21 protein-coding genes are annotated in these 22465 nt (G+C 74.0%); 9 read left to right on the forward strand and 12 right to left on the reverse strand.

Translation table 11 applies throughout. The annotated features are described in order from the left end of the window. Positions 1 to 38: 38 nt before the first annotated feature. Positions 39 to 1967 (forward strand): penicillin-binding transpeptidase domain-containing protein, encoded by a 1929-nt coding sequence (locus ACOJUI_RS03025; RefSeq protein ID WP_422116632.1) that lies wholly within the window; start codon positions 39 to 41, stop codon positions 1965 to 1967. Here ACOJUI_RS03025 and ACOJUI_RS03030 read toward each other — a convergent pair. From ACOJUI_RS03030 to ACOJUI_RS03040, 3 genes are all read right to left on the reverse strand, one after another. Further along, positions 1961 to 2437, reverse strand: coding sequence for a nucleoside deaminase (locus ACOJUI_RS03030; RefSeq protein ID WP_422116633.1), 477 nt, complete (start codon positions 2435 to 2437; stop codon positions 1961 to 1963). The two genes, ACOJUI_RS03025 and ACOJUI_RS03030, sit on opposite strands and share 7 nt — an antisense overlap. Positions 2438 to 2477: 40 nt before the next feature. Further along, on the reverse strand, positions 2478 to 4538 hold the full coding sequence (locus ACOJUI_RS03035) for an FAD-dependent oxidoreductase (protein WP_422116634.1): 2061 nt from the start codon (positions 4536 to 4538) through the stop codon (positions 2478 to 2480). Between the two features lie 70 nt (positions 4539 to 4608). Further along, on the reverse strand, positions 4609 to 6321 hold the full coding sequence (locus tag ACOJUI_RS03040) for an HNH endonuclease signature motif containing protein (RefSeq protein WP_422116635.1): 1713 nt from the start codon (positions 6319 to 6321) through the stop codon (positions 4609 to 4611). Between the two features lie 511 nt (positions 6322 to 6832). Between ACOJUI_RS03040 and ACOJUI_RS03045 the strand changes: the two genes are divergently transcribed. The 3 genes from ACOJUI_RS03045 to ACOJUI_RS03055 all read left to right on the forward strand — a co-directional run bounded on the left by ACOJUI_RS03045 (position 6833) and on the right by ACOJUI_RS03055 (position 9667). Beyond that, positions 6833 to 8029, forward strand: a complete 1197-nt coding sequence (locus ACOJUI_RS03045) for an AAA family ATPase (protein ID WP_422116636.1) — start codon at positions 6833 to 6835, stop codon at positions 8027 to 8029. Positions 8030 to 8099: 70 nt separating this feature from the next. Beyond that, positions 8100 to 9173: a GNAT family N-acetyltransferase gene (locus ACOJUI_RS03050; protein ID WP_422116637.1), complete on the forward strand. Its 1074-nt coding sequence runs from the start codon at positions 8100 to 8102 to the stop codon at positions 9171 to 9173. Then, positions 9170 to 9667, forward strand: a complete 498-nt coding sequence (locus ACOJUI_RS03055) for a DUF1992 domain-containing protein (RefSeq protein ID WP_422116638.1) — start codon at positions 9170 to 9172, stop codon at positions 9665 to 9667. Before ACOJUI_RS03050 ends, ACOJUI_RS03055 begins: the two co-directional genes overlap by 4 nt. 18 nt (positions 9668 to 9685) lie before the next feature. On the opposite strand, the gene ACOJUI_RS03060 is transcribed toward ACOJUI_RS03055, so the two are convergent. Both ACOJUI_RS03060 and ACOJUI_RS03065 read right to left on the reverse strand, forming a co-directional pair. Next, a complete protein-coding gene (locus ACOJUI_RS03060) occupies positions 9686 to 10522 on the reverse strand; it encodes a nucleotidyltransferase domain-containing protein (protein WP_422116639.1) in 837 nt (278 codons plus the stop codon). Continuing rightward, positions 10519 to 11388 (reverse strand): RIO1 family regulatory kinase/ATPase, encoded by an 870-nt coding sequence (locus ACOJUI_RS03065; protein WP_422116640.1) that lies wholly within the window; start codon positions 11386 to 11388, stop codon positions 10519 to 10521. Before ACOJUI_RS03065 ends, ACOJUI_RS03060 begins: the two co-directional genes overlap by 4 nt. A gap of 201 nt (positions 11389 to 11589) precedes the next feature. Here ACOJUI_RS03065 and ACOJUI_RS03070 point away from each other — a divergent pair, with 201 nt between their 5' ends. Both ACOJUI_RS03070 and ACOJUI_RS03075 read left to right on the forward strand, forming a co-directional pair. Continuing rightward, positions 11590 to 11979, forward strand: coding sequence for a VOC family protein (locus ACOJUI_RS03070; RefSeq protein ID WP_422116641.1), 390 nt, complete (start codon positions 11590 to 11592; stop codon positions 11977 to 11979). Further along, entirely contained in the window at positions 11976 to 12344 is a 369-nt protein-coding gene (locus ACOJUI_RS03075) for a hypothetical protein (RefSeq protein WP_422116642.1), read from the forward strand. Before ACOJUI_RS03070 ends, ACOJUI_RS03075 begins: the two co-directional genes overlap by 4 nt. Before the next feature lie 9 nt (positions 12345 to 12353). Here the strand turns inward: ACOJUI_RS03075 and ACOJUI_RS03080 are convergent, their stop codons facing one another. The 3 genes from ACOJUI_RS03080 to ACOJUI_RS03090 all read right to left on the reverse strand — a co-directional run bounded on the left by ACOJUI_RS03080 (position 12354) and on the right by ACOJUI_RS03090 (position 15189). Further along, positions 12354 to 13250 carry a diacylglycerol/lipid kinase family protein gene (locus ACOJUI_RS03080; protein ID WP_422116643.1) on the reverse strand — a complete coding sequence of 299 codons (897 nt, stop codon included), beginning with the start codon at positions 13248 to 13250 and terminating at the stop codon, positions 12354 to 12356. Further along, complete coding sequence (locus ACOJUI_RS03085; protein WP_422116644.1) at positions 13214 to 14524, reverse strand: AI-2E family transporter; 1311 nt, start codon at positions 14522 to 14524, stop codon at positions 13214 to 13216. The genes ACOJUI_RS03080 and ACOJUI_RS03085 overlap by 37 nt, the downstream gene beginning before the upstream one ends. A gap of 83 nt (positions 14525 to 14607) precedes the next feature. Further along, positions 14608 to 15189, reverse strand: a complete 582-nt coding sequence (locus ACOJUI_RS03090; RefSeq protein ID WP_422116645.1) for a TetR/AcrR family transcriptional regulator — start codon at positions 15187 to 15189, stop codon at positions 14608 to 14610. Between the two features lie 86 nt (positions 15190 to 15275). Here ACOJUI_RS03090 and ACOJUI_RS03095 point away from each other — a divergent pair, with 86 nt between their 5' ends. Continuing rightward, positions 15276 to 16457, forward strand: a complete 1182-nt coding sequence (locus ACOJUI_RS03095; protein ID WP_422116646.1) for an MFS transporter — start codon at positions 15276 to 15278, stop codon at positions 16455 to 16457. Positions 16458 to 16462: 5 nt separating this feature from the next. Here the strand turns inward: ACOJUI_RS03095 and ACOJUI_RS03100 are convergent, their stop codons facing one another. The 4 genes from ACOJUI_RS03100 to ACOJUI_RS03115 all read right to left on the reverse strand — a co-directional run bounded on the left by ACOJUI_RS03100 (position 16463) and on the right by ACOJUI_RS03115 (position 20629). Beyond that, the gene (locus tag ACOJUI_RS03100) at positions 16463 to 16621 is read right to left on the reverse strand and encodes a hypothetical protein (RefSeq protein WP_422116647.1); all 159 of its coding nucleotides are present in this window, start codon (positions 16619 to 16621) and stop codon (positions 16463 to 16465) included. A gap of 89 nt (positions 16622 to 16710) precedes the next feature. Then, complete coding sequence (locus ACOJUI_RS03105) at positions 16711 to 18255, reverse strand: SulP family inorganic anion transporter (protein WP_422116648.1); 1545 nt, start codon at positions 18253 to 18255, stop codon at positions 16711 to 16713. A gap of 45 nt (positions 18256 to 18300) precedes the next feature. Next, complete coding sequence (locus tag ACOJUI_RS03110; RefSeq protein WP_422116649.1) at positions 18301 to 18735, reverse strand: MerR family transcriptional regulator; 435 nt, start codon at positions 18733 to 18735, stop codon at positions 18301 to 18303. Positions 18736 to 19114: 379 nt separating this feature from the next. Further along, complete coding sequence (locus tag ACOJUI_RS03115) at positions 19115 to 20629, reverse strand: amidohydrolase (protein WP_422116650.1); 1515 nt, start codon at positions 20627 to 20629, stop codon at positions 19115 to 19117. Between the two features lie 97 nt (positions 20630 to 20726). Between ACOJUI_RS03115 and ACOJUI_RS03120 the strand changes: the two genes are divergently transcribed. Further along, entirely contained in the window at positions 20727 to 21683 is a 957-nt protein-coding gene (locus tag ACOJUI_RS03120; RefSeq protein ID WP_422116651.1) for an ABC transporter ATP-binding protein, read from the forward strand. Then, a complete protein-coding gene (locus ACOJUI_RS03125; protein WP_422116652.1) occupies positions 21680 to 22453 on the forward strand; it encodes an ABC transporter permease in 774 nt (257 codons plus the stop codon). The genes ACOJUI_RS03120 and ACOJUI_RS03125 overlap by 4 nt, the downstream gene beginning before the upstream one ends. The last annotated feature ends 12 nt before the right edge of the window (positions 22454 to 22465 follow it).

Here is a 22465-nt window from a genome sequence, read left to right on the forward strand (position 1 = left end):
GGCTGAGTCTAGGGCGCAGGGTGAGGGACGATGGGCGCATGAGCTCAGCCGCCGCCCCCGTCCGTCGTCGTCGCCTGCTGCTGGTGCTAGTCGCGCTCCTCGCGATCGCGGCCCTGGTGGTCGGCGGGCTGCTGTGGCGCGACCGCTTCGGCGACGGGGAGGAGGAGGCCCGGGCCCTCGCCGCGGCGCTGCCCGCCGGCGACTTCTCCGCGGTGCCCGTCCACGGGCTCACGGCGGCCGACGCCGCGGCGGAGCACGAGCGGATCCTGGGCTCGCTGATCGAGGCCACCGGCGCGGCCCCGCAGGTCGAGCTCGCCGACGCCGGGCAGGAGGAGGACGGGGCGCGCACCGCCACCCTGGCCTGGACCTGGACCCTGCCGCACGAGGCGGGGACCTGGACCTACCAGACCCGGGCCGTCCTGCGCCGCAGCGAGGACGGCTGGAGCGCGGACCTCGCCCCCGAGGTGTTCGCCCCCGAGGTCACCGCGGGCGAGCATCTCGAGCTGCTGGCCCTGGACCCGGCCCGCGGCACCGTCACCGATCGCGACGGGACCGTGCTGTTCGGGGACCGCGAGGTCAGGGTGCTGGGGCTGGACAAGACCCAGGTCGAGGACGCGGAGCAGGAGGCCGCGGCGCGGGAGCTCGCGGGCCTGCTCGGCATCGACGCGGACCGCTTCGTGCAGACGGTCGCCGGGAACGGCCCGGAGGCGTTCGTCCCCGCCCTCACCATCCGGGTCGAGGACGAGGGCGCCTACCCGCTGGCCGAGGCGACCACCGTGCCGGGGTACCGGGCCCTGACCGACACCCGCCCGCTCGCGATCGAGCGGGGCTACGCGCCGGGCGTGCTCGGCTCCCTGCGCGAGGCGAGCGCGGAGGACATCGAGGAGTCCGACGGCGAGATCAGCGCCGGCGACCTCGTCGCCAGCGGCGGCGTGGTCTCCGCGCGGCGGGACGCGATCGTCGGCGTCGACGGGCTCGAGGTCCTGGCCGTCGATCCCGACGCCGGCACCGAGCGCTCCCTGCACCGGGTCGAGCCGACGCCCGGCACGGCGGTGGCGACGACGCTCGACGACGACCTGCAGCGCCGCGCCACCGCCGCGATCGCCGACGAGGGCTCCCCGGCCGCGGTGATCGCCCTGCAGCCCTCCACCGGGGACGTGCTGGCCGCCGCGCTGGGACCGAGCGGTCAGTCCTACCCCGTCGGCCTCGTCGGTCAGTACGCGCCCGGCTCGACCTTCAAGACCGTCACCGCACTCGCGCTGCTGCGCGAGGGCGTCACCCCGGACACGATGCTCGAGTGCCCGAAGCGGGCCACGGTCGAGGGCCGCAGCTTCAAGAACGCCGACTCCATGTCCCCGGACCTCTTCGGTCCGATGCCGCTGCGGGAGGTCATCGCGCACTCCTGCAACACGGCGCTGCTGCTCCAGCACGATACCGTCGACCAGCCGTCCCTGGCCGAGGCAGCAACCACGCTCGGCATCGGCCAGGAGCAGCCGGCCGGGCTCGAGGCCTTCATGGGCTCGATCGACCCCGAGGACACCGGCACCGAGCACGCCGCGGCGATGATGGGCCAGGGCCGGGTGCTCACCTCCCCGCTGTCCATGGCGGTCGTGCTCGCGAGCGTCCAGAACGGCGCCACCGTGCACCCGAGGATCCTGGCCGACGAGGAGCCGGTCGCGGGCGAGGTCCCGCAGCCCCTCACCGCCGAGGAGACCGCGCAGATGCAGGAGATGCTGCGCGGCGTGGTCACCGGCGGCAGTCTCGACGACTTCGCGGACCTGCCGGGCGAGCCCGTGATCGGCAAGACCGGCACCGCGGAGTGGACCGGCGAGGACGGGGAGCTCAGGCTCCACTCCTGGGTGATCGTCGCCCAGGGCGACCTGGTGGTCGCCGCCTTCGTCGAGGACGGCAGCTACGGCTCGGTGACCGCCGGTCCCATCGCCCGCGAGATCCTCGAGGGTCAGTAGGCGATCCGGCCCTGGTGCTCGAGCCAGGCCTCGAAGGGCTCGACCGCGTCGGCGTGGCGGCTCTGCTCGGTGGGCAGCAGCAGGTGATGGCCGGGCCGCTCGAAGTACGCGTAGAACATCGCGTCATCGAAGCCCGCGCGGGCCGCGTCCTCGCGCCCGGCGGCGAACACCACCCTCCCCACCCGGGCCCACAGCGCGGTCGCCAGGCACATCGGGCAGGGCTCGCAGCTCGCGTACAGCACCGCTCCCCGCAGCGCGACGGTCTCCAGCTGTGCGCAGGCCTCCCGGATCGCGACCACCTCGGCGTGCGCGGTGGGATCGTGGGCGAGGGTGACCCGGTTGACGCCCTCGAAGCGGCGCCCGCCGGGCATCAGCAGCACGGCCCCGAAGGGCCCGCCGCCGGCGCCGACGTTCTCGGTCGCGAGCTCGACGGCGCGCCTCAGCTGCTCGGAATCGGCACTCGTGCTCATGGGGTGGGATCCTCCCGGACACCTGCCGCGCTGTCCAGGCTCACAGCCCCGCGGCGACCTCGACGGCCTGACGGATCGCCCGCTCCGCATCGAGCTCGGCGGCCACGTCCGCGCCGCCGACCACGTGCACCCGCGGGGAGCGGCCGCTGCGCGCGGCGCGGACCTCCGCGGCCAGGGCGTTCGCACTGACCTGCCCGGCGCAGACCACCACCGTGTCCACCGCGAGGACCCGCTCCTGGCCGGCCTCGAGGATGTGCAGCCCCTCGGAGTCGACGCGCTGGTAGGTGACGCCCCGGTGCTGGATCACGCCGGCGTGCCGCAGCTCGGCCCGGTGGACCCAGCCGGTGGTGCGCCCCAGTCCCGCCCCGATCCGGGTGTCCTTGCGCTGGAGCAGGTGCACCTCGCGCCGCGGCGCCGCGACCGGCCGCGTGATGACGCCCCCGCGATGCTCATCGGAGTCGACCACGCCCCAGTGCCGTCTCCAGGCGGCCACGTCGAACGTGGGGGAGGGGCGCGGCGCGGTGAGGAACTCCGCGACGTCGACCCCGATCCCGCCGGCGCCGATGATCGCGACCCGGTCACCGGCCTCGGCCCGGCCCTCGAGCAGATCGGCGTAGGAGACGACCCGAGGGCCGCCGTCGGCCGGCAGGTCGATCTCGCGCGGCAGGACGCCGGTGGCGACGATGACGTCGTGGAAGGCGAGCAGGTCCGGTGCGCTCGGGCTGTGGTCCAGCCGGATGCCGACGCCGGCCGCGGCCAGGCGCATCCGCCAGGACTGCAGCGCCTGCGCGTAGGCCTCCTTGCCGGGGATGCGGGCGGCCAGCCGCAGCTGCCCGCCGATCTCGCCGGTCGCCTCGAACAGCGTGACCACGTGGCCGCGCTCGGCGGCGGCCAGCGCGGCCTCGAGCCCGGCCGGTCCGGCACCGACGACGGCGACCCGGCGGGCGCGACGCTGGACGACGGGCGTCAGCACCAGCTCGGTCTCGTGGCCGGCGCGGGGGTTGACCAGGCAGCTCGCGCGCTTGCCCTCGAACACCTTGTCCAGGCAGGCCTGGTTGCAGGAGATGCAGGCGATGACCTGGGCGGCGCGGCCCTCGGCCAGCTTCGCCGGCAGGTGCGGGTCCGCCAGCAGCGGCCGGGCCATGGAGATCAGGTCCGCCTGCCCGGCGGCGAGGACCTCCTCGGCGACCGCGGGGTCGTGGATCCGGTTCGAGGCGATCACCGGCACGTCGACCAGCTCGCGCAGGCGGGCCGTCTGCTCGGCGAACGCGGCGCGCGGCACCGAGCTGACGATGGTGGGCACCCGCGCCTCGTGCCAGCCGATCCCGGTGGACAGCACGTCCACCCCGCGCTCGGCGAGGCCGCGGGCCAGCACGCCGGTCTCCGCCCAGGTCTGTCCGCCGGGCACCAGGTCCAGCAGGGAGATGCGGTAGCTGAGCAGGGCGCCGGGTCCGAGGGCGTCGCGCACGGCGGCGGCGATCGCCAGGGGCAGCGCCCGGCGGCCCTCGGAGCCGCGTCCCCAGCGGTCCCGGCGGCGGTTCGTGGCGGGCGCCAGGAACTGGTTCAGCAGGTAGCCCTCGGAGCCCATGATCTCGACGCCGTCGTAGCCAGCCTCGACGGCCCGCCGGGCGGCGGCGGCGAAGTGCGCGATGGTGCGGCCGACCCCGCGGCGGGTCAGGCGCCGGGACCGGAACGGGGAGATCGGCGAGGTCCCTCCGGTGGCCGAGGCGGCGAGCGGGTGGAAGGCGTAGCGGCCGGCGTGCAGCAGCTGCAGGAGGATCCGCCCGTCGGCCTCGTGGACCTCGCGGGTGATGAGCTCGTGGCCGCGCAGGGTGCGGGCGTCGGCCTGGGCGCCGCGGGGGGTGAGCCGGCCGCTGCGGTCGGGGGAGAAGCCGCCGGTCACGATCAGGCCGACGCCGCCGCGGGCGCGCTCGCCGAGATAGGCCGCGAGCTTCCCGGAATCGGCCGGGCGGTCCTCGAGCCCGACGTGCATGGAGCCCATGACGATGCGGTTGCGCACTTCGAACGGCTTCAGATCCAGCGGCGAGAGGAGTCTCGAGTAGGCGCGGGGCATGGTCGAGCGGGGAAGCGACGCTGGCATGCGGTGATTCTGCCAGCAGCATCCGGTGAAGCGGCGCAGTCCGACAGTGCGGACCGGGCGGGGGCCTCGGTCAGAAGGGTGGTGGGTCGTCGCTGTCCGGGGGTGGCGTGTGGTGGGCCGGGGGGATCAGGCGCCGCTTGGGATAGACCTTGCAGAAGGCTTCGTAGCGCTGCTCCGCGACACGCTCCTGGTGGGGGCGGGCGCGCTCCTCGGCCTGGAGGCGGAGGGCGTCCTCGCGTTTGCGCTGGTGGATCCGCCACGCGGAGTCCAGGAACGCCGCCGTGCGCGGGGTCAGCAGGTCGGTGTGTTCGCGGGTGCGGGTGCGCAGATCCCCGCCGAGGGTCCAGGTCGTCTCCAACGGCCCCGCCGGGATGCTGCCGTCGCGATTGCGGGTGGGGTCGTCACCGGGGTTGCGTTCGGGGTCGATATGCCCCGCGGTCTTGGCCTGGTGGTGGACCCAGCACAGGCGGTGGAGGTTCCACAGGCTGGTCTGCCCACCCGCAGCGGGGTGCTCGTGGTCGTACTCGATGATGTGGTCATCCTCCGCCGCCAGCACCGTGGGCCGAGCGCAGCCTGGGGCCGCGCAGACCGGGTGACGCAACCGCAGCTGAAGCCGCATCTGCGCACTGGGCTGATACGTCGTCGCCGCCACCGGGAGATACGCGCCGCTGATCGGCTCGGTGAGGATCCGCTGCCAGGTGCTCTCGCCGGCGGCGAGCTGGCGGGCCTGCTCGGCGGGGATCGGCGTCAACCCGTCCAGCATCCCCGGCGCGTCGTCCATGCCCAGCAGGGTGGTGACGGGGATCGTCACCAGGATCTTGTAGGGCCGGCAGGTCTCCTGGACGGGGTCGATATCCAGGATCGAATGGACCAGGATCGCGTAGCGCAGGGTGCGTAGCGAGAGGGCCTTGCCGCGCTCGCGGAGGTTGTCGTCGATGTCGAACGGCAGCGGGCCTTCCTGCCCGTCCTCCAGCGCGGCCCGCTGGGCCTTCTGCACGGTCCGAGAGGCCACCTCGAGGCGGTGGACGAGGGCTTTGATCTCCGGGATCGGACCGGTGATCGTCACCGACGCCGTCCCCGCCTCATCGTCGACATTGCTGATCTCCACCGACCGCAGCGACGAGGCCGGTGCCGGGATGGTGCCCGCAGTCGCCAACCGGACCGCGAGACGCACCTGCACTTCGAACGACTCCCGGGGCACCGAGGGCAGCTCCACCCGGGCCAGGTGGGCGTCGACCTGGCGGGCCTGCTCCTCGGTCAGGCCCCGGACCCGCCGCAACAGGTAGTGATGGAAGTGCTCGGGCAGGTCTCCGCGCTGGAGGTAGGCGAAGGTCTGCGGCATGCAGTGCACGGCGCGGTGGGCATCGCGGAGCATGCCGGTGGCCTGCACGGTCGAGACCCGCAACCCGGTGGCGATCTTCAACGCGGTCACATCCGCGTCCTCCAGCAGGCCCTCGTTCTCCGCATCCTGGGAGAAGAACGTGGTCAGCAACTCGAGGTGCCGTGCATACAAGCGGGCACGGCCGCGCAGGGTGTGGTGAAGAGCCAGGACCGTCTGGGCCTGCGGGCTGCCGGGCTCCGCCTCCGCGTCATGGACGATCCGGTCCTCGGTCAGCTCATGCCGCGCCCGCATACTCCAGCACGGGACGTTCTCCGGCGAGGGGTCAGCGCCGGAGGACCCGGCGCGATCCGGCCGCTGCTCGGGCACGTCCTGCCGGGGCGGTGTCTCGAAGTCGCCCATGACGATCCCTCCCTTCTCGTGAACGGTGGCCGGGCGGGCCATACTCGAACGATGCTGTATCGATCCTGTGTTCTATTGCATGAGCATAGCGTCATGAGCGGCGCCTACTAAAGGGTCATCGTGTAAGAGGTCGAATTTGTGGATAACCTCCTCGTAGGGAGGAAAGGTTCCGCTGGGGGAGGGGGCGCGGCGGCTCATGGCGGCTTGTAGCAGCCCGTATCGGCTGGCGGCGGGCAAGGAATCGCGCCGGAGCCGGCCACCCCGCGCTCGGCTGAGCTCGGAAAAGTGCAATAAGTGCCGCTGCGCGCCCGTGGCGCTTATTGCAGCGGTTCAGAGTGCGTCATATTCTGTGCCGCAAGGCAATTTGCCCTGACCTGCGCAGTGTGGATGACTGGGATTGTAGAGGAGTTCATCGGCCCGAAATCGAGCGACGATGGGGCGCGGAATCGCCGAACGTCCGGCCGTCGGCCGTCGGCCGTCGGCGACCCGCCCCCGCGCCGCACGCCCGCGCCGCACCCTGTACATACATTTACACACACGGCACCATGGCTCCATGACTCCACCCACAGCCGGCAACCCCTTCACCCCCGGCTTCGGCCTGACCCCGATCATCCTCGCGGGGCGGGACGTGGCGATCGAGGAGTTCACCGCGGCGCTCGCGGGCAATGTGCCCGAGGCCCGCGCCATCCTCATCTCGGGGGCGCGCGGCTCCGGCAAGACGGTGCTGCTGACGGAGTTCAAGGAGCTCGCGCTCGAGGCCGGCTGGGTCGACCTGCGCCTGCACACCTCCTCGAGCTCCCTGGCCGAGGAGCTGCGCAGCCAGGCCATCTCGCACCTGCGCGACCTCGATCCGGAGGCCGAGTCCTCGCGCCTGACCTCGGCGGGCGTCTCGGCGCTGAGCGCCGGCCGCGACATCCTCCAGCGCTACGACGGGGAGGTCGAGCCGCTCACGACCCTGCTGGACCGGCTCGCGGCGCTGACCGAGGCGGAGGGCGGCGGGGTCCTCATCACTCTCGACGAGCTGCAGTCGGTCCAGCCCGATCAGCTCCATGCCCTGACCCAGCACGTCCAGGACCTCATCGGCTCGGGCCACCCCGTCGGCTTCATCGCGGCCGGGGTGCGCACCGGGGTGGACGCGCTGCTGGCCCATGAGCGCACCACCTTCCTGCGGCGGGCGCACCGGATCGAGGTGGGCAGCGTCGACGTGGGCACCGCGGCCGAGGCGATCCGGATGACCATCGCCGACACCGCGAAGACGATCACCCCGGAGGCCGCCGTGCTGGCCGGGGAGATCTCCCAGGGCTACCCGTACCTGATCCAGCTCATCGGCTCCAAGGCCTGGCAGAACAGCGGGGACGCCGACACCATCGAGATCGAGGACGTGCGCGGGGGCCGGGGCCACGTGATCGCGGCGATGGTCAAGAACGTGCACGGCCCCGCCCTGCGCGGGCTCAGCGCCCGCAAGCGCGAGTACCTCCTCGCCATGCTCGAGGACGAGGGGCCCTCGAGCGTCGGCGACATCGCCCAGCGCATGGGCATCGACCCGCGCAACCAGTCGACCTATCGCGAACGGCTCATCGAGGACGAGCTGATCCGCCCCGCCGGCCGCGGATTCGTCGAGTACGCCCTGCCCTACCTCGGCGAGGCGCTGCGCCATGAGAGCCGCGAGGGGGTGGGCGCCGACGTCGAACCCGACCGCGGCCTGACCCGCTCGCATCGCTCGCGCCGGAGGCCGCCCTCCGCCCGCTGAACGCTCCGACCTGCAGCATCTCCCGGAAATTCCGTCGACCGGCACGGATCCGATGTGGTCCACTTCCCCCATGCACTTCTCGATCCGTCCGCTGGACCCCACCTCCGATGTCGAGCTCGATCAGTACGGCGCCCTCGAGAGGGCGCTCGACGAGCACGCCTACGGCGGCTCCCAGGACCTCACCCGCGAGCAGCTGCGGGCCACCCTCACCGACTCCCCGTACTGGACCACCCGGCGCTGGGTGGCCCTGGCCGAGACCATCGAGGGCGGGGAGAGCCTCGTCGGCCGCGCCACCACCTTCGTGCCGCTGCGGGAGAACCTCGAGACCATCTCCGTGGGGGTGGAGGTGCATCCCGCGTTCCGCGGCCACGGCATCGCCACGGCGCTGGTCGAGGAGGCGCTGATCCCCGCCATCCGCGACTCCGGCCGCACGCTCGTGGAGGGGTACGGCGAGGTCCCGGCCGACGGCGACCCCGACAGCGCCGAGGAGCCGGTGAACCGGCTCGCGCGGCGGCTGGGGATCACCCGCAAGAACCTCGCCGTGTGCCGGGCGGTGCCGCTCCCGCTGGATGACGCCCTCCTCGACGCCCTCGAGGCGGAGGCGGCGGAGAGGACCGGCCCGTACCGCATCGAGGTGTGGGATGACGAGGTCCCCGAGCCGCATCTGGGCACCTACGGCGTGCTGATGCGTCAGCTCGAGCTCGACGAGCCCGATGAGGAGTTCGAGCACGAGGCCCCCGAGTACACACCGGAGCGGATCCGCGAGAACGAGCGGCGTCGACGGGAGTCGGGGCTGCGCGCCATCATCGCGGTCGCGGTCGCGCCCGACGGCAGCTTCGTCGGCAACTCGGAGGTCCACGTCCACACCGCGCCCGGCACGACCGTCGGCTGGCAGGAGAACACGCTGGTCATGCCCGAGCATCGCGGGCACCGGCTGGGCCTGGCGCTGAAGGTCGCCACCCACCGGCAGCTGCGGCAGCAGGCCCCGCAGCTGCGCAGCGTGGTGACCTGGAACTCGCATGTGAACCCCTGGATGATCTGGGTCAACGAGAAGCTCGGCTACCGGGTCATCTATCGCGAGCTGGTGCTGCAGGGCCGCCCCGGGTTCGCGGCCGACGCCGGGGCGGACGCCGCAGGGCCATGACGGGACGCGACCAGGAGCGGCCCCCGCTGCCGCCCGACGTCGCCAGCGTGGAGTCGGCGATCGAGCGGGCCATGGCGCGGGGGGACTTCGAGAACCTGCCCGGGGCCGGCAGGCCGCTGGACCTGCCGGACGTCCACGACCCGGACTGGTGGGTCAAGCAGCGCATCGCCCAGGGCTACATCGAGCCCGAGGCCATGCTGCCGGTGGTGGTGCTGCTGCGCCGTGAGTTCGAGCGGCGCGAGGAGACCCTCGTCGAGCTGCCCAGCGAGCAGGCGGCCCGCGAGTACGCCGAGGAGTTCAGCGACCGCGTCCACGAGGACCGTCGCGCGAACCCCTTCCAGACCCTGATCGCGCCGGCGTGGGATGCGGACGACGCCGCGCAGCGCTGGCGGGAGCTGCGGGCGCAGGCGGCCCCGGCCGCCCCGCCGCCCGCGCCGCCGGCCGCGGTGGAGCCGCCGCGCCGACGGTGGTGGAGGTTCGGCCGCCGGCGCTGAGAGGCCCGGGGCGGTCGCTCAGGCGGGCCCGCTCAGTGCTTCCCGGGTGGCGGTGACCAGGTGCTCGACCTCGGCGACCGCGGCGACGAGGTCACCGCCGAAGGCCGCGGCGCCGAGACCCGCCAGCGCCGCGGCGGCCCGCTGCGAGAAGTCGAGGGTGTCCATGGGGAGGCGTGCGACGGCGGGGACCAGTCCCTTCTCGTTGGTGACCCAGGCGCCGGCCTCCGCGTGCCACGCGTGGGCGCACCACATCAGCGCCGTCGCGCAGCAGAGCTGGAGGTAGGCGAGGTCGCCGCGGCCGGCCACCTTGCGGGCCCCGGCGACGACGAACTCCGCGCTCCACAGCTGCTCGACGACGGCGTCCCGCAGTGCGCGCGGATACGGGTCCAGCCCCTCGCGCAGTTGCTCGAGCAGCCCGTCGGGGTCGACCAGGGGGCGGCAGGCGGCGACCTCGCCCGCGTAGGCGACGTCGAGGAACCCCAGTGGATGACCGGTCTGCTGGTGGGTCGCGAAGTCGCCGCGGCGGGCTCGGTCCCGCTGCTCCCGCACGCGCTCCGCATCGCGCAGGATCAGGTCCACCGCGGCGTGGTCGATGTGGAGCCAGGCCCCGCCGTCGACCCACGGCCCCCATCCGCCGGGGCCCGCGACGGCCACCGGCGCACCGGCCAGCTGCGACGCCGTCTCGCGCAGCCGCGGCACGTCGAGCGCCGCGGCGTCGTAGTAGAGGCCGAGGTCGACGTCCGAGTCGGGGTGGTGGAGGCCGCGGGCGCGGCTGCCGCCGAGGGCGACGGCGGTGATGCCGGGAACGGCGCCGAGCCGCTTCGCGACCTCCTGCAGGCGGGCGTCGCTGATCACCGGGCCTCCCAGCTGCGCAGGCTCGCGGCGCACCACTCGGCGGGATCCGCGGCCGACGGCGGTGCCCCCTTCGCCCGCAGCCAGGTGCAGAGGTTCTCGCAGTCGCGGCGCAGGAAGCGGGCGCCGTGGGGGTTCGCGATCAGGTCGACGGTCTGCGGGACGTCGATGATCACCGGATCGGGGAGCGCGGCCCGGGTGTCGATCAGGACGTTGTAGGGGGAGAGGTCGCCATGGGCCAGTCCCAGCGCGGCGAGGTCGACGACCACGTCCCGCAGCCGCTCGGCCCAGCGGCGCACCGTCGCCGGGTCCGGGGCGGTCTCCTGCAGCCGGGGCGCGGCGACGGCGCCGCGCTCGTCGTCGGTGCCGATGAACTCCATGCACACCTCCGTGCCGAGGATCTGCACCGGATAGGGGACCGGCAGCCCCGCCGACCACAGCCGGGAGAGCACGTCGAACTCGGTGCGGGCCCACTGCGCGGCGGCTGCCTGCCGGCCGAAGGCCGTGCCCCGGACGATGGCGCGGGCCTCGCGGGAGTCCTTCGTGCGCCGCCCCTCGGTGTACTCGTGGGAGCGGTGGAACGCGGAGTGCTCCGGGGAGCGGTAGCGCTTGGCGACCATCAGCACGGCCTCGCCCGGCGCGCCGGTGAGGCGCTCGGCGGGCAGGGCGCGGTCGAGCAGGAAGGCGTCGGCCTCCTTGCCGGACCTGAGGATGCCGAGCTCGGTGTCGATGGCGCCGTCGTGCTGGACCACCCAGGCGGGGAAGGGCTGCGGTCCGCGGTCCAGGGTGTGGGCGGTCTCGGGCCAGCTGGACCAGCGCTGGTCGTCGTCGAGGGTGAGGAAGGCGTGGGCGTCGAAGGACGACGTCATGACGGGGTCTCCTGAGGGAGGACCGGCGGCGCGGGCGCGCTCAGCGGGTCGGGGCGGAAGGGAGGAGTGCAGGGGTCGGCACGGTCACGGCCATCAGCTCATCCTTCCCTCCGGGTCGGCCCGCGCGGGCCGACGACTGGGATCACCGTAGGCGGGCCGCCGCCGGTGGTCCACCGAATATCGCTGCCCTACGCTGACCGCATGTTCCTCGAGAACCTCGTCATCGATGCCGTCGATCCGCTCCGCCTGGGGCGCTTCTGGGCGGCGGCGCTCGGCACCACCGCGCTCACGCATCAGCAGGACCTCTACGAGACCCGGCTGGTCCTCTCCGACGGCGCCCATCTCTCCCGGCGCGGTCCGCTGCTGGAGCTGTGCCCGGAGCCCGAGCCGAAGCGGCGCGGGCAGAAGAACCGGATCCACCTGGACGTGCGCCTCGAGGCCGACGACGACGCCGACGCGGTCGCCGCCGGGATCCAGGAGCGCGGTGGCCGCGAGCTCCATCCCGGCTGGGGCGACCTGCCCTGGCGCGTGCACCAGGATCCCTCCGGCACCGAGTTCTGCGTCCTGACCGCGAGCGGGGCCGGCGCGTGAGCGGCGCGCGGCGCACGGCCCGCTTCCTGTGCGTGCTGCTCGCCGGGGCGGGAGCGCTGCACCTCGTCCGCCCGGCGCCGTTCGACAGCATCGTGCCGCGGTCGCTGCCGGGGCCGGCACGGTGCTACACCGCCTCCTCCGGGATCGCCGAGCTGGGCGTCGCCGGACTGCTCGCCGCTGCGCCGACCCGCCGGCGGGGCGGAGTCGCGGCGGCGGCGCTGCTGGTCGCCGTGTTCCCGGCGAACCTGCAGATGGCCGCGGACTGGACGCACCGGCCTGCGCCGAGCCGGAGCCTCGCCTACGGGCGCCTGCCCCTGCAGGGCGTGCTCATCGCGCAGGCCCTGCACGTCGCTCGCCGCGGCTGAGCCGCCGGGTCAGCCGAGGACGTGCAGGGCCGACGGCACGGACTCGACCCGCACCGTCGTCCCGGCCGGGGCGGAGCGCACCTCGCCGTCCAGCTGATAGGGGAGGGGGTCGATGGTGGTGAACTCGTAGCTGCGCACGCTGGGCTGGTCGCCGAGCCCGGTGGTGGCGGCGCGCACGGCCTTCAGCAGCACCCGCCACTTGGCGGTGTGCGGGAAGAGGATCACCTCGAACATCCCGTCGTCGGGGCGCTCCTGCGCCTCGCTCAGGGTGGCGTACTTGGCCATCTGGGGGATGTTGGCGAAGACCAGGCTGTCGATCTCGCGTCGGACGCCGTCGCTGTCGTCGATGCGGAAGGGCTCGAAGCGCGAGAAGGTCCGCACCACCGAGACCATCTCCTTGAGGGCGCCCTTGTTGCCCTTCTCCATGTCGATCGCGACCACCGGGGTCAGCCCGAAGCCGATGTAGGAGTGCGCGTAGATCGCCTGCGCCTCGGGATCGTCGCCCACGGTGATCCGCAGCAGGTCCATCCTGCGCACCTGGCCCTCGATGATCGCGCGGTCCAGCCGGGTCGTGCTGCTGGTGCGCTGGTGGTCGTTGGCGTTGCCCGCGGCCATCACCGCGCAGACGGTGTCACTGCTGCCCGCGGCCATGACCCCGTTGACGACCTCGTTGTAGCCGCCGTCGCCGCTGACCGAGACCACCAGCGCATTGGGCGTGCCGGCCGCCTCGCGGGCCAGGTCCACGGCGTGGCCGGCGTGCTGGGTGGGCAGCAGGCGGATGTCCGGGGTGCCCGGCAGGCCCTCCTCCAACTGGTCGCGGAGGGTGGCGGCCAGCCGCGGCGCCTCCCCGGTGCTGTTCGGGTTGAAGATCACCGAGATGGTGTCGAAGCGGCGGGGAGCGTCCATGGGGTTCCTGTCGGGGGAGGGGGTTCGGGGGTGTCGCTGCCGACGGCGCCCAGGCTGTCGCCGGGTCGCTGGCGTCGCATGCGCCGGTACTTCCACCGCTGGGCCACGGTGGCCTTGTTCGCGGCGCGGTCCTTCGGCTCCAGCGGGTCGTCGCCGAGCACCGGATCGGGCCCCGCCTGGTAGCGGTCGGTCCAGATCTGGACCACGGTCCAGGCCATCGCGGTGTAGGGCACGGCCAGGACCGCTCCGAAGATCCCGCCGAGGATGGTGCCGATGGTCAGGGCCAGCAGCACGATCAGGGGGTGCAGGCTCAGGGTGCGGCCCATCACGACGGGCTGCAGGAGGTTGCCCTCGAGCTGGTTGACGCCGACGACGATGATGACCACGATCAGGGCCTCGAGGGGGCCCATGGTCACCAGGGTGACGGCGGCGGCGAGGATGCCGGCGAGGGTGGCGCCGACGACGGGGATGAACGCGCCGATGAAGACGATCACCGCCAGCGGCACCGTCAGCGGCACCCCGATGATGGCCAGGCCGATGCCGATCAGGGCGGCGTCGACCAGGGCGACGGTGGCGGTGCCGCGCACGTAGCCGCCGAGCACGGCGGAGGAGCGGTCGGCGGTCTCGGCGAGCTTGGCGCGGGTCTCGCCGTGGAACCAGCGCAGGAAGAAGTTCCAGATCTTCGTCCCGTCCTTGAGGAAGAAGAACAGCAGCACGATCACCAGCACCATGCCAGTGAGCACCTCGGTGGCGGCGGTGAGGCCCACCAGGGTGCTGCTGGCGAGGTTGCCGGCGAAGTCCCCGCTGGCGACGAGGTCGGTGATCTGCTCGGTGGCGTCGTCGATGAGGGCGGGGTCCACCGGCACGGGTCCCGAGACGATCCAGCTGAGCAGCTCCTCCCACCCCTGCTCGGCGGAGGCCACCAGGGTGCTCCACTCGTTCCGGATGGCCATCACCACCCCGCCCACCACGCCGACCAGCAGCACGGTCAGGGCCAGGAACGCCGCCAGGGTGGCCGCGACCGGCGGCCAGCCCTTGGCGACCAGCCACCGCACCAGGGGCGAGAGCGCCGAGGCCAGGATCAGCGCCACCAGGACGGCGATCACCACCAGCGTCACCCGCAGCAGCAGCCACACCACCACCCCGACCACCGCGCCGATCAGCAGCAGCTGGCCGGCCCGGGCGCCGGCCACTCCCAGCGAGTCCGACCAGGGACCGGGCGGGCGCGACGGGGCCGGCTCGGCGGCGGCCGGCGATTCCCGTCGTGTTCTCATGCGAAGGCTCCTGGACCGGCGGCTGGTGGCTGCGCCCACTGTAAGCCCGCCGCCGGCCTGGGGCCGGCCGGGGCGGGGAGCCCTCAGCGCAGGGAGTATCCTCCCGCCGCGCGCTGCGCGAGCCGGCGGCCGACGTCGATCGGGTCCGCGGGTCGGCCGCGCAGGAACGCGGCCAGGGTGCCGTTGTAGATCAGCAGGATCTCGTCGGCGAGCTGCGGGGCGTGCTCGCCGGCCAGGGGGGCGGCGAGGTGCTCGAGGCGCTGCCGCAGCAGCGCGGTGTCGGCCGCCAGCACCTCGTCGATCTCGGCGGGGGCCTCGGGGTGCTCGGCCGCGGTGGCGAGGAAGGCGCACCAGCGGGCGCGGGGGCGGCGTCCGTCGCGGTACAGGGACAGCGCGTCGAAGAGGGCCAGGAGGCGGCCCAGGTCGTCGTCGGCGGCGATCACCTGCTCGTCCCACACCGCCCGCCAGTTCGCCAGCCGCCGCTGCAGGGCCTCGGCGACCAGGGCGTCCTTGCTGCCGAACTGGGCGTAGAGCGTGGCCACCGACACCTCCGCATGGCGCAGCAGCTCATCGACCGGGGTGGCGCGGATGCCGCGCTCGAACAGCACGGTCTCGGCGGCCTGCAGCAGCCGCTCGCGGGCGGGGGGTCGGGCGGTGGTCGGCACCCCTCCACCATAACGGGCGTTGCGGTGAGTGCTCGTTCTGCCTTACCGTAACGAGCGTTATGGTGTCGGCGGCAGGGGGCAGGACGATGCGAGCGCTCGTCATCAGCGGCATGATCCTGATCGCGGCGACCTACGGGCTGGCGCGCTTCGGCTACGGCCTGTTCCTGCCGCAGCTCACCGAGGCCTTCGCGATCACCCCCGCCGTCTCGGGACTGATCCAGGCCGGCAGCTTCTTCTCCTACTGCGTCGCCGCGCTGCTCGCCACCCGCCTCGGGCATCGCCCCCGCCGCCTGGTGGTGCTGGCGGGCGCCACCGCCGCGGTGGGGGCGGCCGGGGTGGCGGCGGCGCCGACCGCGGGGGTGCTGGCGCTCAGCGTGGTCCTGGCCGGCGCGGGGGCGGGCTTCGCGACCCCCGGTCTGGTGACGCTGCTGGAGCGGAACCTCCCGCCGGCGCGCCAGGAGGCCGCGCAGCCGATCGTCAACGCCGGCACCGGGGCGGGGATCGTCGCGGCCGGGGCGCTGCTGGTGCTGACCGCCGAGCAGTGGCGGGCGGGCTGGGCCGCCATCGCGGTCATCGCGCTGCTGGCCATGCTCGCGACGCTGCGCAGCGACCGGTCCGCGGCGGTGCGGGCCGACGGGCCGCCGGCGGGGACGGGCCGGGGTCTCCTGGCGCCGCTGGCCGCGCCGCTGTGCGCGGCCGCGCTGGCAGGGGCCGCGAGCGCGGCGATCTGGACCTTCGGCCGCTCGGTGATGGAGGCCTCGCGCGAGGGGGCGGCGGCCTACTCCGTGATGGCCTGGATGGTGCTGGGCGCCTGCGGCGTGCTGGGGGCGGGCGCCGGGAGGATCGTGCAGGCCGGGAGCCTGCGCCGGGCCTGGGCGGCGACCACGCTCGCCATGGCGCTGGCGACCGTCGTGCTGGGGGCGGCGCCGGGGGTGACGGCTGCGGGTCTGCTGGCCGCGGCCCTGTTCGGGGCGAGCTACACCGCGCTGTCGGGAGTCCTCATCATCTGGGCGGTGCGGACCCTGCCCGACCGCGCCGCCACCGGCACGGTCTGGCTGTTCATCGCGCTGGCCGTCGGCCAGGCGGCCGGCTCGGTGGCCTGGGGAGCGCTGCTCGGGGCCACCTCGCCGGCGCTGACCTTCGGCGCGGCCGGGATCGTGGGGCTGCTGGCGGTGGCGCCGACCCTGCGGCGGCCGACCGCTCGGAAGGCGTCGGGGTCCGGGCCCGGACCCCGACGCCACCCGAGCGCTGCGGGCTCATCGCGCTGAGGCGATCACTGCTCCGGCGAGCCGGCGGACTCCGCCTCGGGGGACTCGGACTCCTCGGGCTCGAAGGTGTCCTTCGAGCCGACGGTGCCGCCGACTCCCTCGTCGCTGAGCTCCTCGACGTCGGTGTGCTGGTCGTCGGCCGGGCTCTCGGGGGTCTCGCTCATCATCGGTCATCCTCCCTGTTCGGCTGCGCTCGAAGTCCTGAGCGCGCCGTCATTCTCCCCCACCCCGCGATGCGCGTCGACGAGGCGTCTCAGGAGCCGTCGCCGAGCTTGCCGGAGAGCCTCTCGAGACGCTCGAGGCTCGCGCCGTCCAGGCCGACGATGCGGGCCTGCTTGCCGCGGGCGGCGTACTTGCTCTGCACGGCGTCGAGGGTGGCCACGGTGGAGGCGTCCCAGACGTCGGCCGAGGTGAGGTCGATGATGACGGTCCCGGGGTCGCCGGCGTAGTCGAACTGGTAGACCAGGTCGTTGCTGGAGGCCCAGAACAGCTGGCCGGTGACCGAGTAGCGGCGCACGTCGACGCTGCCGTCGCCGTCGACGTCCTGCTCCGAGACCTTCTCGATCCGCACCAGGTGGGCGACGCGGCGGGCGAACAGCACCATCGCGGTCACGACGCCGAGGATCACGCCGATGGCCAGGTTGTCGGTCGCGACGGTGGCGACGACGGTGACGACCATGACGGCGGTCTCGGACCAGGGCATCAGGCGCAGGGTCGAGGGGCGGATGCTGTGCCAGTCCAGGGTGGCGACGGAGACCATGATCATCACCGCGACCAGCGCGGCCATCGGGATCAGGCCCACGATGTCGCCCAGGGTGACGACCAGGATCAGCAGGAACACGCCGGCCAGGAAGGTCGACAACCGGGTGCGCGCCCCGGACTGCTTCACGTTGATCATGGTCTGGCCGATCATGGCGCAGCCGCCCATGCCCCCGAAGGCGCCGGTGACGAGGTTGGCGACGCCCTGGCCCCAGGCCTCGCGGGTCTTGTCGGAGTGGGTGTCGGTGACGTCGTCGACCAGCTTCGCGGTCATCAGGGACTCCATCAGGCCCACCAGCGCCATCGCCAGCGCGTAGGGCGCGATCAGCTGCAGGGTCTCCATCGTCAGCGGGACGTCCGGGATCACCAGCTCGGGCAGCGACTGCGGCAGCTCGCCCTGGTCGGAGACGTTGGGGACCGTCCATCCGGCCACCAGCACCACGGCCGTGAGCAGCACGATCGCGACCAGCGGGGCCGGCACCGCACCGGTGAGCTTCGGGAAGCCGACGATGATCACGAGACCCGCGATGACCAGCGGGTACACCAGCCAGGGGATGTCGTCGCCGAACAGGTGCGGGAGCTGGGCGAGGAAGATCAGGATCGCCAGGGCGTTGACGAAGCCGGTCATCACGCTGCGGGGGATGAACCGCATCAGCCGGGCCACCCCCAGCAGGGACAGCACGATCTGCAGCACCCCGGCCAGCAGCACGGTGGCGATCAGGTAGTCCATCCCGTGCTCGCGCGCGATCGGGGCGACCACCAGGGCGATCGCGCCGGTGGCGGCCGAGATCATGGCCGGGCGGCCGCCGACGACCGAGATCGTCACCGCCATCGTGAAGGAGGCGAACAGTCCCACCTGCGGCGGGACCCCGGCGATGATCGAGAAGGAGATCGCCTCCGGGATCAGGGCCAGCGCGACCACCAGGCCGGCGAGGACCTCCGTCCTCAGCATCCGGGGGCTGCGCAGGGCCTGCATCACCGTGGCGGGGCGCCGCTGGGAGTGGGTTTGATCGACCGGATCAGTGCGGACAGAGGTCACGGAGGGTCCTAGGGGAGTGGGGAAGGGCTCAACCCTCACGTTACGTCAGAGTTCAGGCGGTCGGGACGAGGTGTCCGTCACCGGGGTCCGCCGCTCCGAGAGGTCGCCGAGCCGGGCGAGGAACTCATCGGCCATGGCCAGCTTCCTCTCCAGTCCCCGGCGCCGCTCGATGGCGGTCGCCTCGAACTCCCGCAGCGTCCGGAAGGCGCTCTCGGGCGCCTCGGGGCGGGCAACGGCGTCGGTGGCATCGAGCAGCTCGCGCATCTGCTCGAGGCTGAAGTCGAGGGGTTTCATGCGCCGGATCAGCAGGATCCGCTGGACGTCCTGCTCGGAGTAGAGACGGAAACCGCCCTCGCTGCGCTCCGAGGGCGTGACCAGGCCGATCTCGTCGTAGTGGCGCAGGGTGCGCAGGCTCATCTCGGTGCGCTCGGCGACCGCGCCGATGTGCAGCAGGTCCTCACGATCGTGCCTCGGGCTCATGGCGCCAGTGTGCCCCACGCGCGGGGGGGGGGCGCCCCCCCCCCCGCCCCCCCCCCCCCCCCCCCCCCCCCCCCCCCCCCCCCCCCCCCCCCCCCCCCCCCCCCCCCCCCCCCCCCCCCCCCGCCCCCCCCCCCCCCCCCCCCCGGGGGGGCCCCCCCCCCCCCGGGCCCCCCCCCCCCCCCCCCCCCCCCCCCCCCCCCCCCCCCCCCCCCCCCCCCCCCCCCCCCCCCCCCCCCCCCCCCCCCCCCCCCCCCCCCCCCCCCCCCGCCCGCCCCCCCCCCCCCCCCCCCCCCCCCCCCCCCCCTCCCTCCTCTTCCTCCCTCCCGTCTCTCCCCTCCCTCTTTCTTCTCCCCGCTCTCTCCGCGCTCCTCTCGCTCCCTCAGCGCGAGAGCCCCGGCCGCCCGGCGACGACGGTCTCCAGCACGCGGGTCTCCCGCAGCCGCTGCGCCGCCTCGCGGGCGGCGGCGTCGACCATCAGCCCGTCGGCCCCGAGCGGGACGTCGGCGAAGGGGTCCTGCGCGAGCAGCACCAGGTCGCCGGGGCCGCCGACGCGCAGCGCGGTGACCCCGTCGGTGGAGGCGGCCAGCGCCTCGCGTGGCTGCAGCTGCTGCTCGGGATGCCAGCCGGGGCGGTCATCGGCGCTGCGATGCACCGCGGCCGCCATCGCCAGCCACGGATCCAGCGGCGCCACCGGGGCGTCGGAGCCGAGCGCGAGCGGCACCCCGGCCGCGAGCAGGTCCCGCAGCCGGAACGCCTGACCGGCCCGGTCGGGCCAGATGCCCTCGGTGGCGTCGCGGTCATCGAGCAGGTGGGCGGGCTGGACCGAGGCGGTGACGCCGAGGGCGGCCATGCGGGCGATGTCCGCGTCGGTGAGCATCTGCGCGTGCTCGAGGCGCGCCGGGATCCCGGCGGCCGCGATCGCCTCGAGGCTCAGGCCGGCGGCGGCGTCCCCGATCGCGTGGACGGCGGCGGTCAGCCCCTGCGCCCTCGCCCGCCGCAGCGCCGCGGTGAGCTCCGCGGCACCGACGCTCAGCACGCCGCGTCCCGCGTAGCCGTGACCGTCGGAGTAGTCCTCGCGGGTGTACGCCGAATGGGAGCCCAGCGCCCCGTCGACGATCACCTTCAGCGGTCCCATCGTCACCAGGCCGGAGGCCTCGAGCACCGTGCCGGTGGGCCCCGGTGCGTGCGCGAGCTCCGCCGGGTACACCGCGGTGCGGATCCGCAGCCGCGGCGAGCGCTCGGGCCAGGTCTCCCAGGGCCGGCCCCACTCCATGTCCACGAGGCCGACGACGCCGCGCTGCAGTGCCTGGCGCTGCAGCATCGCGGCGCCGGTCGCGAAGGCCTCGGCCACCCCCGGCAGCGCCGTGAGGCGCGGGACCAGGGCGAACCAGTCCTCCTCGCCGAGGATCCCGTCGCGCGGCGGGACCCCCAGCAGGCGCAGGGCCGCGGAGTTCAGCCAGGCGTGATGGGCGTCCCCGCCGATCAGCACCGTCGGCACCTGACCGGTCACCTCGTCCAGCGCCACCACCGTCGGCCGCACCACCAGGTCCACCAGGCGGTGCCCGAAACCGATCACCGCCTGCTGCGCCCCGGTGCCCGCCTCCCGGCGCCGAGCGAGCTCGGCGGCCACCAGCTCGAGGATCACGCCCACGCTCCCCGCGCCGCTGGTGTCGAGCCGGGCATGCGCCTGGGCGAGCTGGCCGGTGTGCACGTGCTGGTCCCAGAGCCCGGGGATCGCGAGCGCCCCACCGCCGTCGAGGCGCGGCTCACCGGGCGTGGCCGGGAGCGAGGCCGCGATCTGCGTGATGACGCCGCCGCGGATGCGCACGTCGACCGGGCGGGTCGCCGCCGCACCGGAGCCGGCGTCGAAGGGCCGCACCTGTCTGATCAGCACGGATCCAGCGTAGCGGGCAGGGCCATGACGACTGTCATGGGCAGGAGGTGATCATCGTGCCTGGCAGCGGCTGTGCCGCCGCGGGAGGCTCGATGCCATGGACACCACTCTCGCCCCCGCCCCACCGGCCATCGCCACCGGCACCGCCGCCCTCAGCCTGCGCGGCGTCACCAAGCACTACGGACCCGTCCGCGCCCTGGACGGCCTGGACCTGGAGATCGCCCCCGGGGAGCTCGTCGCGCTGCTGGGCCCCAACGGCGCCGGCAAGTCCACCGCCATGGAGATGATGGTGGGCCTGGTCGCACCCGACGCCGGCCGGGTGCGCGTCCTGGGCACCGACCCCGTCACCGCCACCCGCACCGGACTGATCGGCACCATGCTCCAGGGCGGCGCGCTGCTGCCGGACCAGACCGTGCGCTCCATGCTGCGGATGCTGCACGCCCTGCAGGCGCATCCGATGCCGTTGGCCGACGCCGTCGCCCAGGCCGACGTCGCCGATCTCCTGCGGCGCCGCATCGGCTCCCTCTCCGGCGGACAGGCGCAGCGGGTCCGCTTCGCGATCGCCCTGCTGGGCGACCCCCGGGTGCTGCTGCTGGACGAGCCCACCGTCGGCATGGACGTCGGCGCCCGCCGCGCCTTCTGGGAGCAGATGCGCACCGTCGCCGCGACCGGCCGGACCATCGTCTTCGCCACCCACCACCTCGAGGAGGCCGAGCGCGAGGCCGCCCGGGTGGTGGTGCTCGACCGCGGCCGCGTGGTCGCCGACGGCACCGGCGCCGAGATCAGCGCGATCGTCGCCGGGCGGGTGCTGACCCTGCGCGGCGCCGAGGCGGCGCAGATCGCCCAGCTGCCCGGCGTCGAGAGCGCCGCGCCCGACGAGGCCGATCCCGGCCGGGTCCGCGCGCTCTGCTCGGACTCCGACGCCGCCCTGCGGGCCCTGCTGACCGGCCCGCTCGCCGCGGCCGTCCACGAGGTGCTGGTGACCGCGCCCGGCCTCGAAGAGGCCTTCCTGCACATCACCGACCACCCCGAGACCGAAGGAGTTACCCGATGACCGCCCTCGCCGCCCCGCTGCCCGTCCCGACCCCCATCGCGCGCACCCTGCGCTACGCGCTGCACACCACGGCGATGACCGTCACCAACGTGATGTTCATGGTCTTCACCATCGCGCTGCCGGTGGGCATGTACCTGCTGTTCTCGATGCTGCTGGGCGATCTCGACGACGGCCGCGCCCGCGGCATGGTGATGGTGAACATGGCCGCCTACGGCGGGCTCGGCGCCGCCGTCACCGCCGGCACCCAGATCCAGGAGGACCAGCGCAGCGGCTTCCTGCGGCAGCTGATCGTCGCCGGACTCTCCCCGCGCTCCTTCCTGACCGGCTCCGTGATGGCGGCCAGCGCCGTGATCCTGCCCGCGCTGGTGGCGGTGGGGCTGGTCGGGCTGGCCACCGGGGTCGAGGCCGGACCCGGACCGTTCCTGGCCACCATCGCGGTGCTCTGGCTGGGGCTGCTGCCGACCATCCTGATCGGCCTGGTGCTCGGCATGCTCCTGAGGGGCGGGACCGCGATGGCCGGCGGGGTGATCACCATGATGGCGATGGCGATCTTCGGCGGGCTGTGGATGCCGCTGGAGATGTTCCCGGCCTGGATGCAGGGTGTCGGGCAGGCCCTTCCGACCTACTGGATCTCCCACCTCGGCCAGTGGGCCCTGTACGGCGGGAAGCTGCCCGGGACCGGGCTGGCGGTGATCGGCGCCTGGAGCGTCGGCCTCGCCCTGCTGTGCGCAGCCAGCCTGTCCCGCGCCGTGGGCCTGCGGCGCCGCTGACACAATGACGAG

Origin of the sequence: Brachybacterium sp. UNK5269 (genome assembly GCF_049266655.1) — a bacterium.
Taxonomy (GTDB): domain Bacteria; phylum Actinomycetota; class Actinomycetes; order Actinomycetales; family Dermabacteraceae; genus Brachybacterium.

Excerpts from the sequence above, each read along its gene's own strand:
- ACOJUI_RS03025 (WP_422116632.1), top strand. The coding sequence starts at position 39 with ATGAGCTCAGCCGCCGCCCCCGTCCGTCGTCGTCGCCTGCTGCTGGTG.
- ACOJUI_RS03030 (WP_422116633.1), bottom strand. The coding sequence starts at position 2,437 with ATGAGCACGAGTGCCGATTCCGAGCAGCTGAGGCGCGCCGTCGAGCTC.
- ACOJUI_RS03035 (WP_422116634.1), bottom strand. The coding sequence starts at position 4,538 with ATGCCAGCGTCGCTTCCCCGCTCGACCATGCCCCGCGCCTACTCGAGA.
- ACOJUI_RS03040 (WP_422116635.1), bottom strand. The coding sequence starts at position 6,321 with ATGGCCCGCCCGGCCACCGTTCACGAGAAGGGAGGGATCGTCATGGGC.
- ACOJUI_RS03045 (WP_422116636.1), top strand. The coding sequence starts at position 6,833 with ATGACTCCACCCACAGCCGGCAACCCCTTCACCCCCGGCTTCGGCCTG.
- ACOJUI_RS03050 (WP_422116637.1), top strand. The coding sequence starts at position 8,100 with ATGCACTTCTCGATCCGTCCGCTGGACCCCACCTCCGATGTCGAGCTC.
- ACOJUI_RS03055 (WP_422116638.1), top strand. The coding sequence starts at position 9,170 with ATGACGGGACGCGACCAGGAGCGGCCCCCGCTGCCGCCCGACGTCGCC.
- ACOJUI_RS03065 (WP_422116640.1), bottom strand. The coding sequence starts at position 11,388 with ATGACGTCGTCCTTCGACGCCCACGCCTTCCTCACCCTCGACGACGAC.
- ACOJUI_RS03070 (WP_422116641.1), top strand. The coding sequence starts at position 11,590 with ATGTTCCTCGAGAACCTCGTCATCGATGCCGTCGATCCGCTCCGCCTG.
- ACOJUI_RS03080 (WP_422116643.1), bottom strand. The coding sequence starts at position 13,250 with ATGGACGCTCCCCGCCGCTTCGACACCATCTCGGTGATCTTCAACCCG.
- ACOJUI_RS03085 (WP_422116644.1), bottom strand. The coding sequence starts at position 14,524 with ATGAGAACACGACGGGAATCGCCGGCCGCCGCCGAGCCGGCCCCGTCG.
- ACOJUI_RS03095 (WP_422116646.1), top strand. The coding sequence starts at position 15,276 with ATGCGAGCGCTCGTCATCAGCGGCATGATCCTGATCGCGGCGACCTAC.
- ACOJUI_RS03100 (WP_422116647.1), bottom strand. The coding sequence starts at position 16,621 with ATGAGCGAGACCCCCGAGAGCCCGGCCGACGACCAGCACACCGACGTC.
- ACOJUI_RS03110 (WP_422116649.1), bottom strand. The coding sequence starts at position 18,735 with ATGAGCCCGAGGCACGATCGTGAGGACCTGCTGCACATCGGCGCGGTC.
- ACOJUI_RS03120 (WP_422116651.1), top strand. The coding sequence starts at position 20,727 with ATGGACACCACTCTCGCCCCCGCCCCACCGGCCATCGCCACCGGCACC.
- ACOJUI_RS03125 (WP_422116652.1), top strand. The coding sequence starts at position 21,680 with ATGACCGCCCTCGCCGCCCCGCTGCCCGTCCCGACCCCCATCGCGCGC.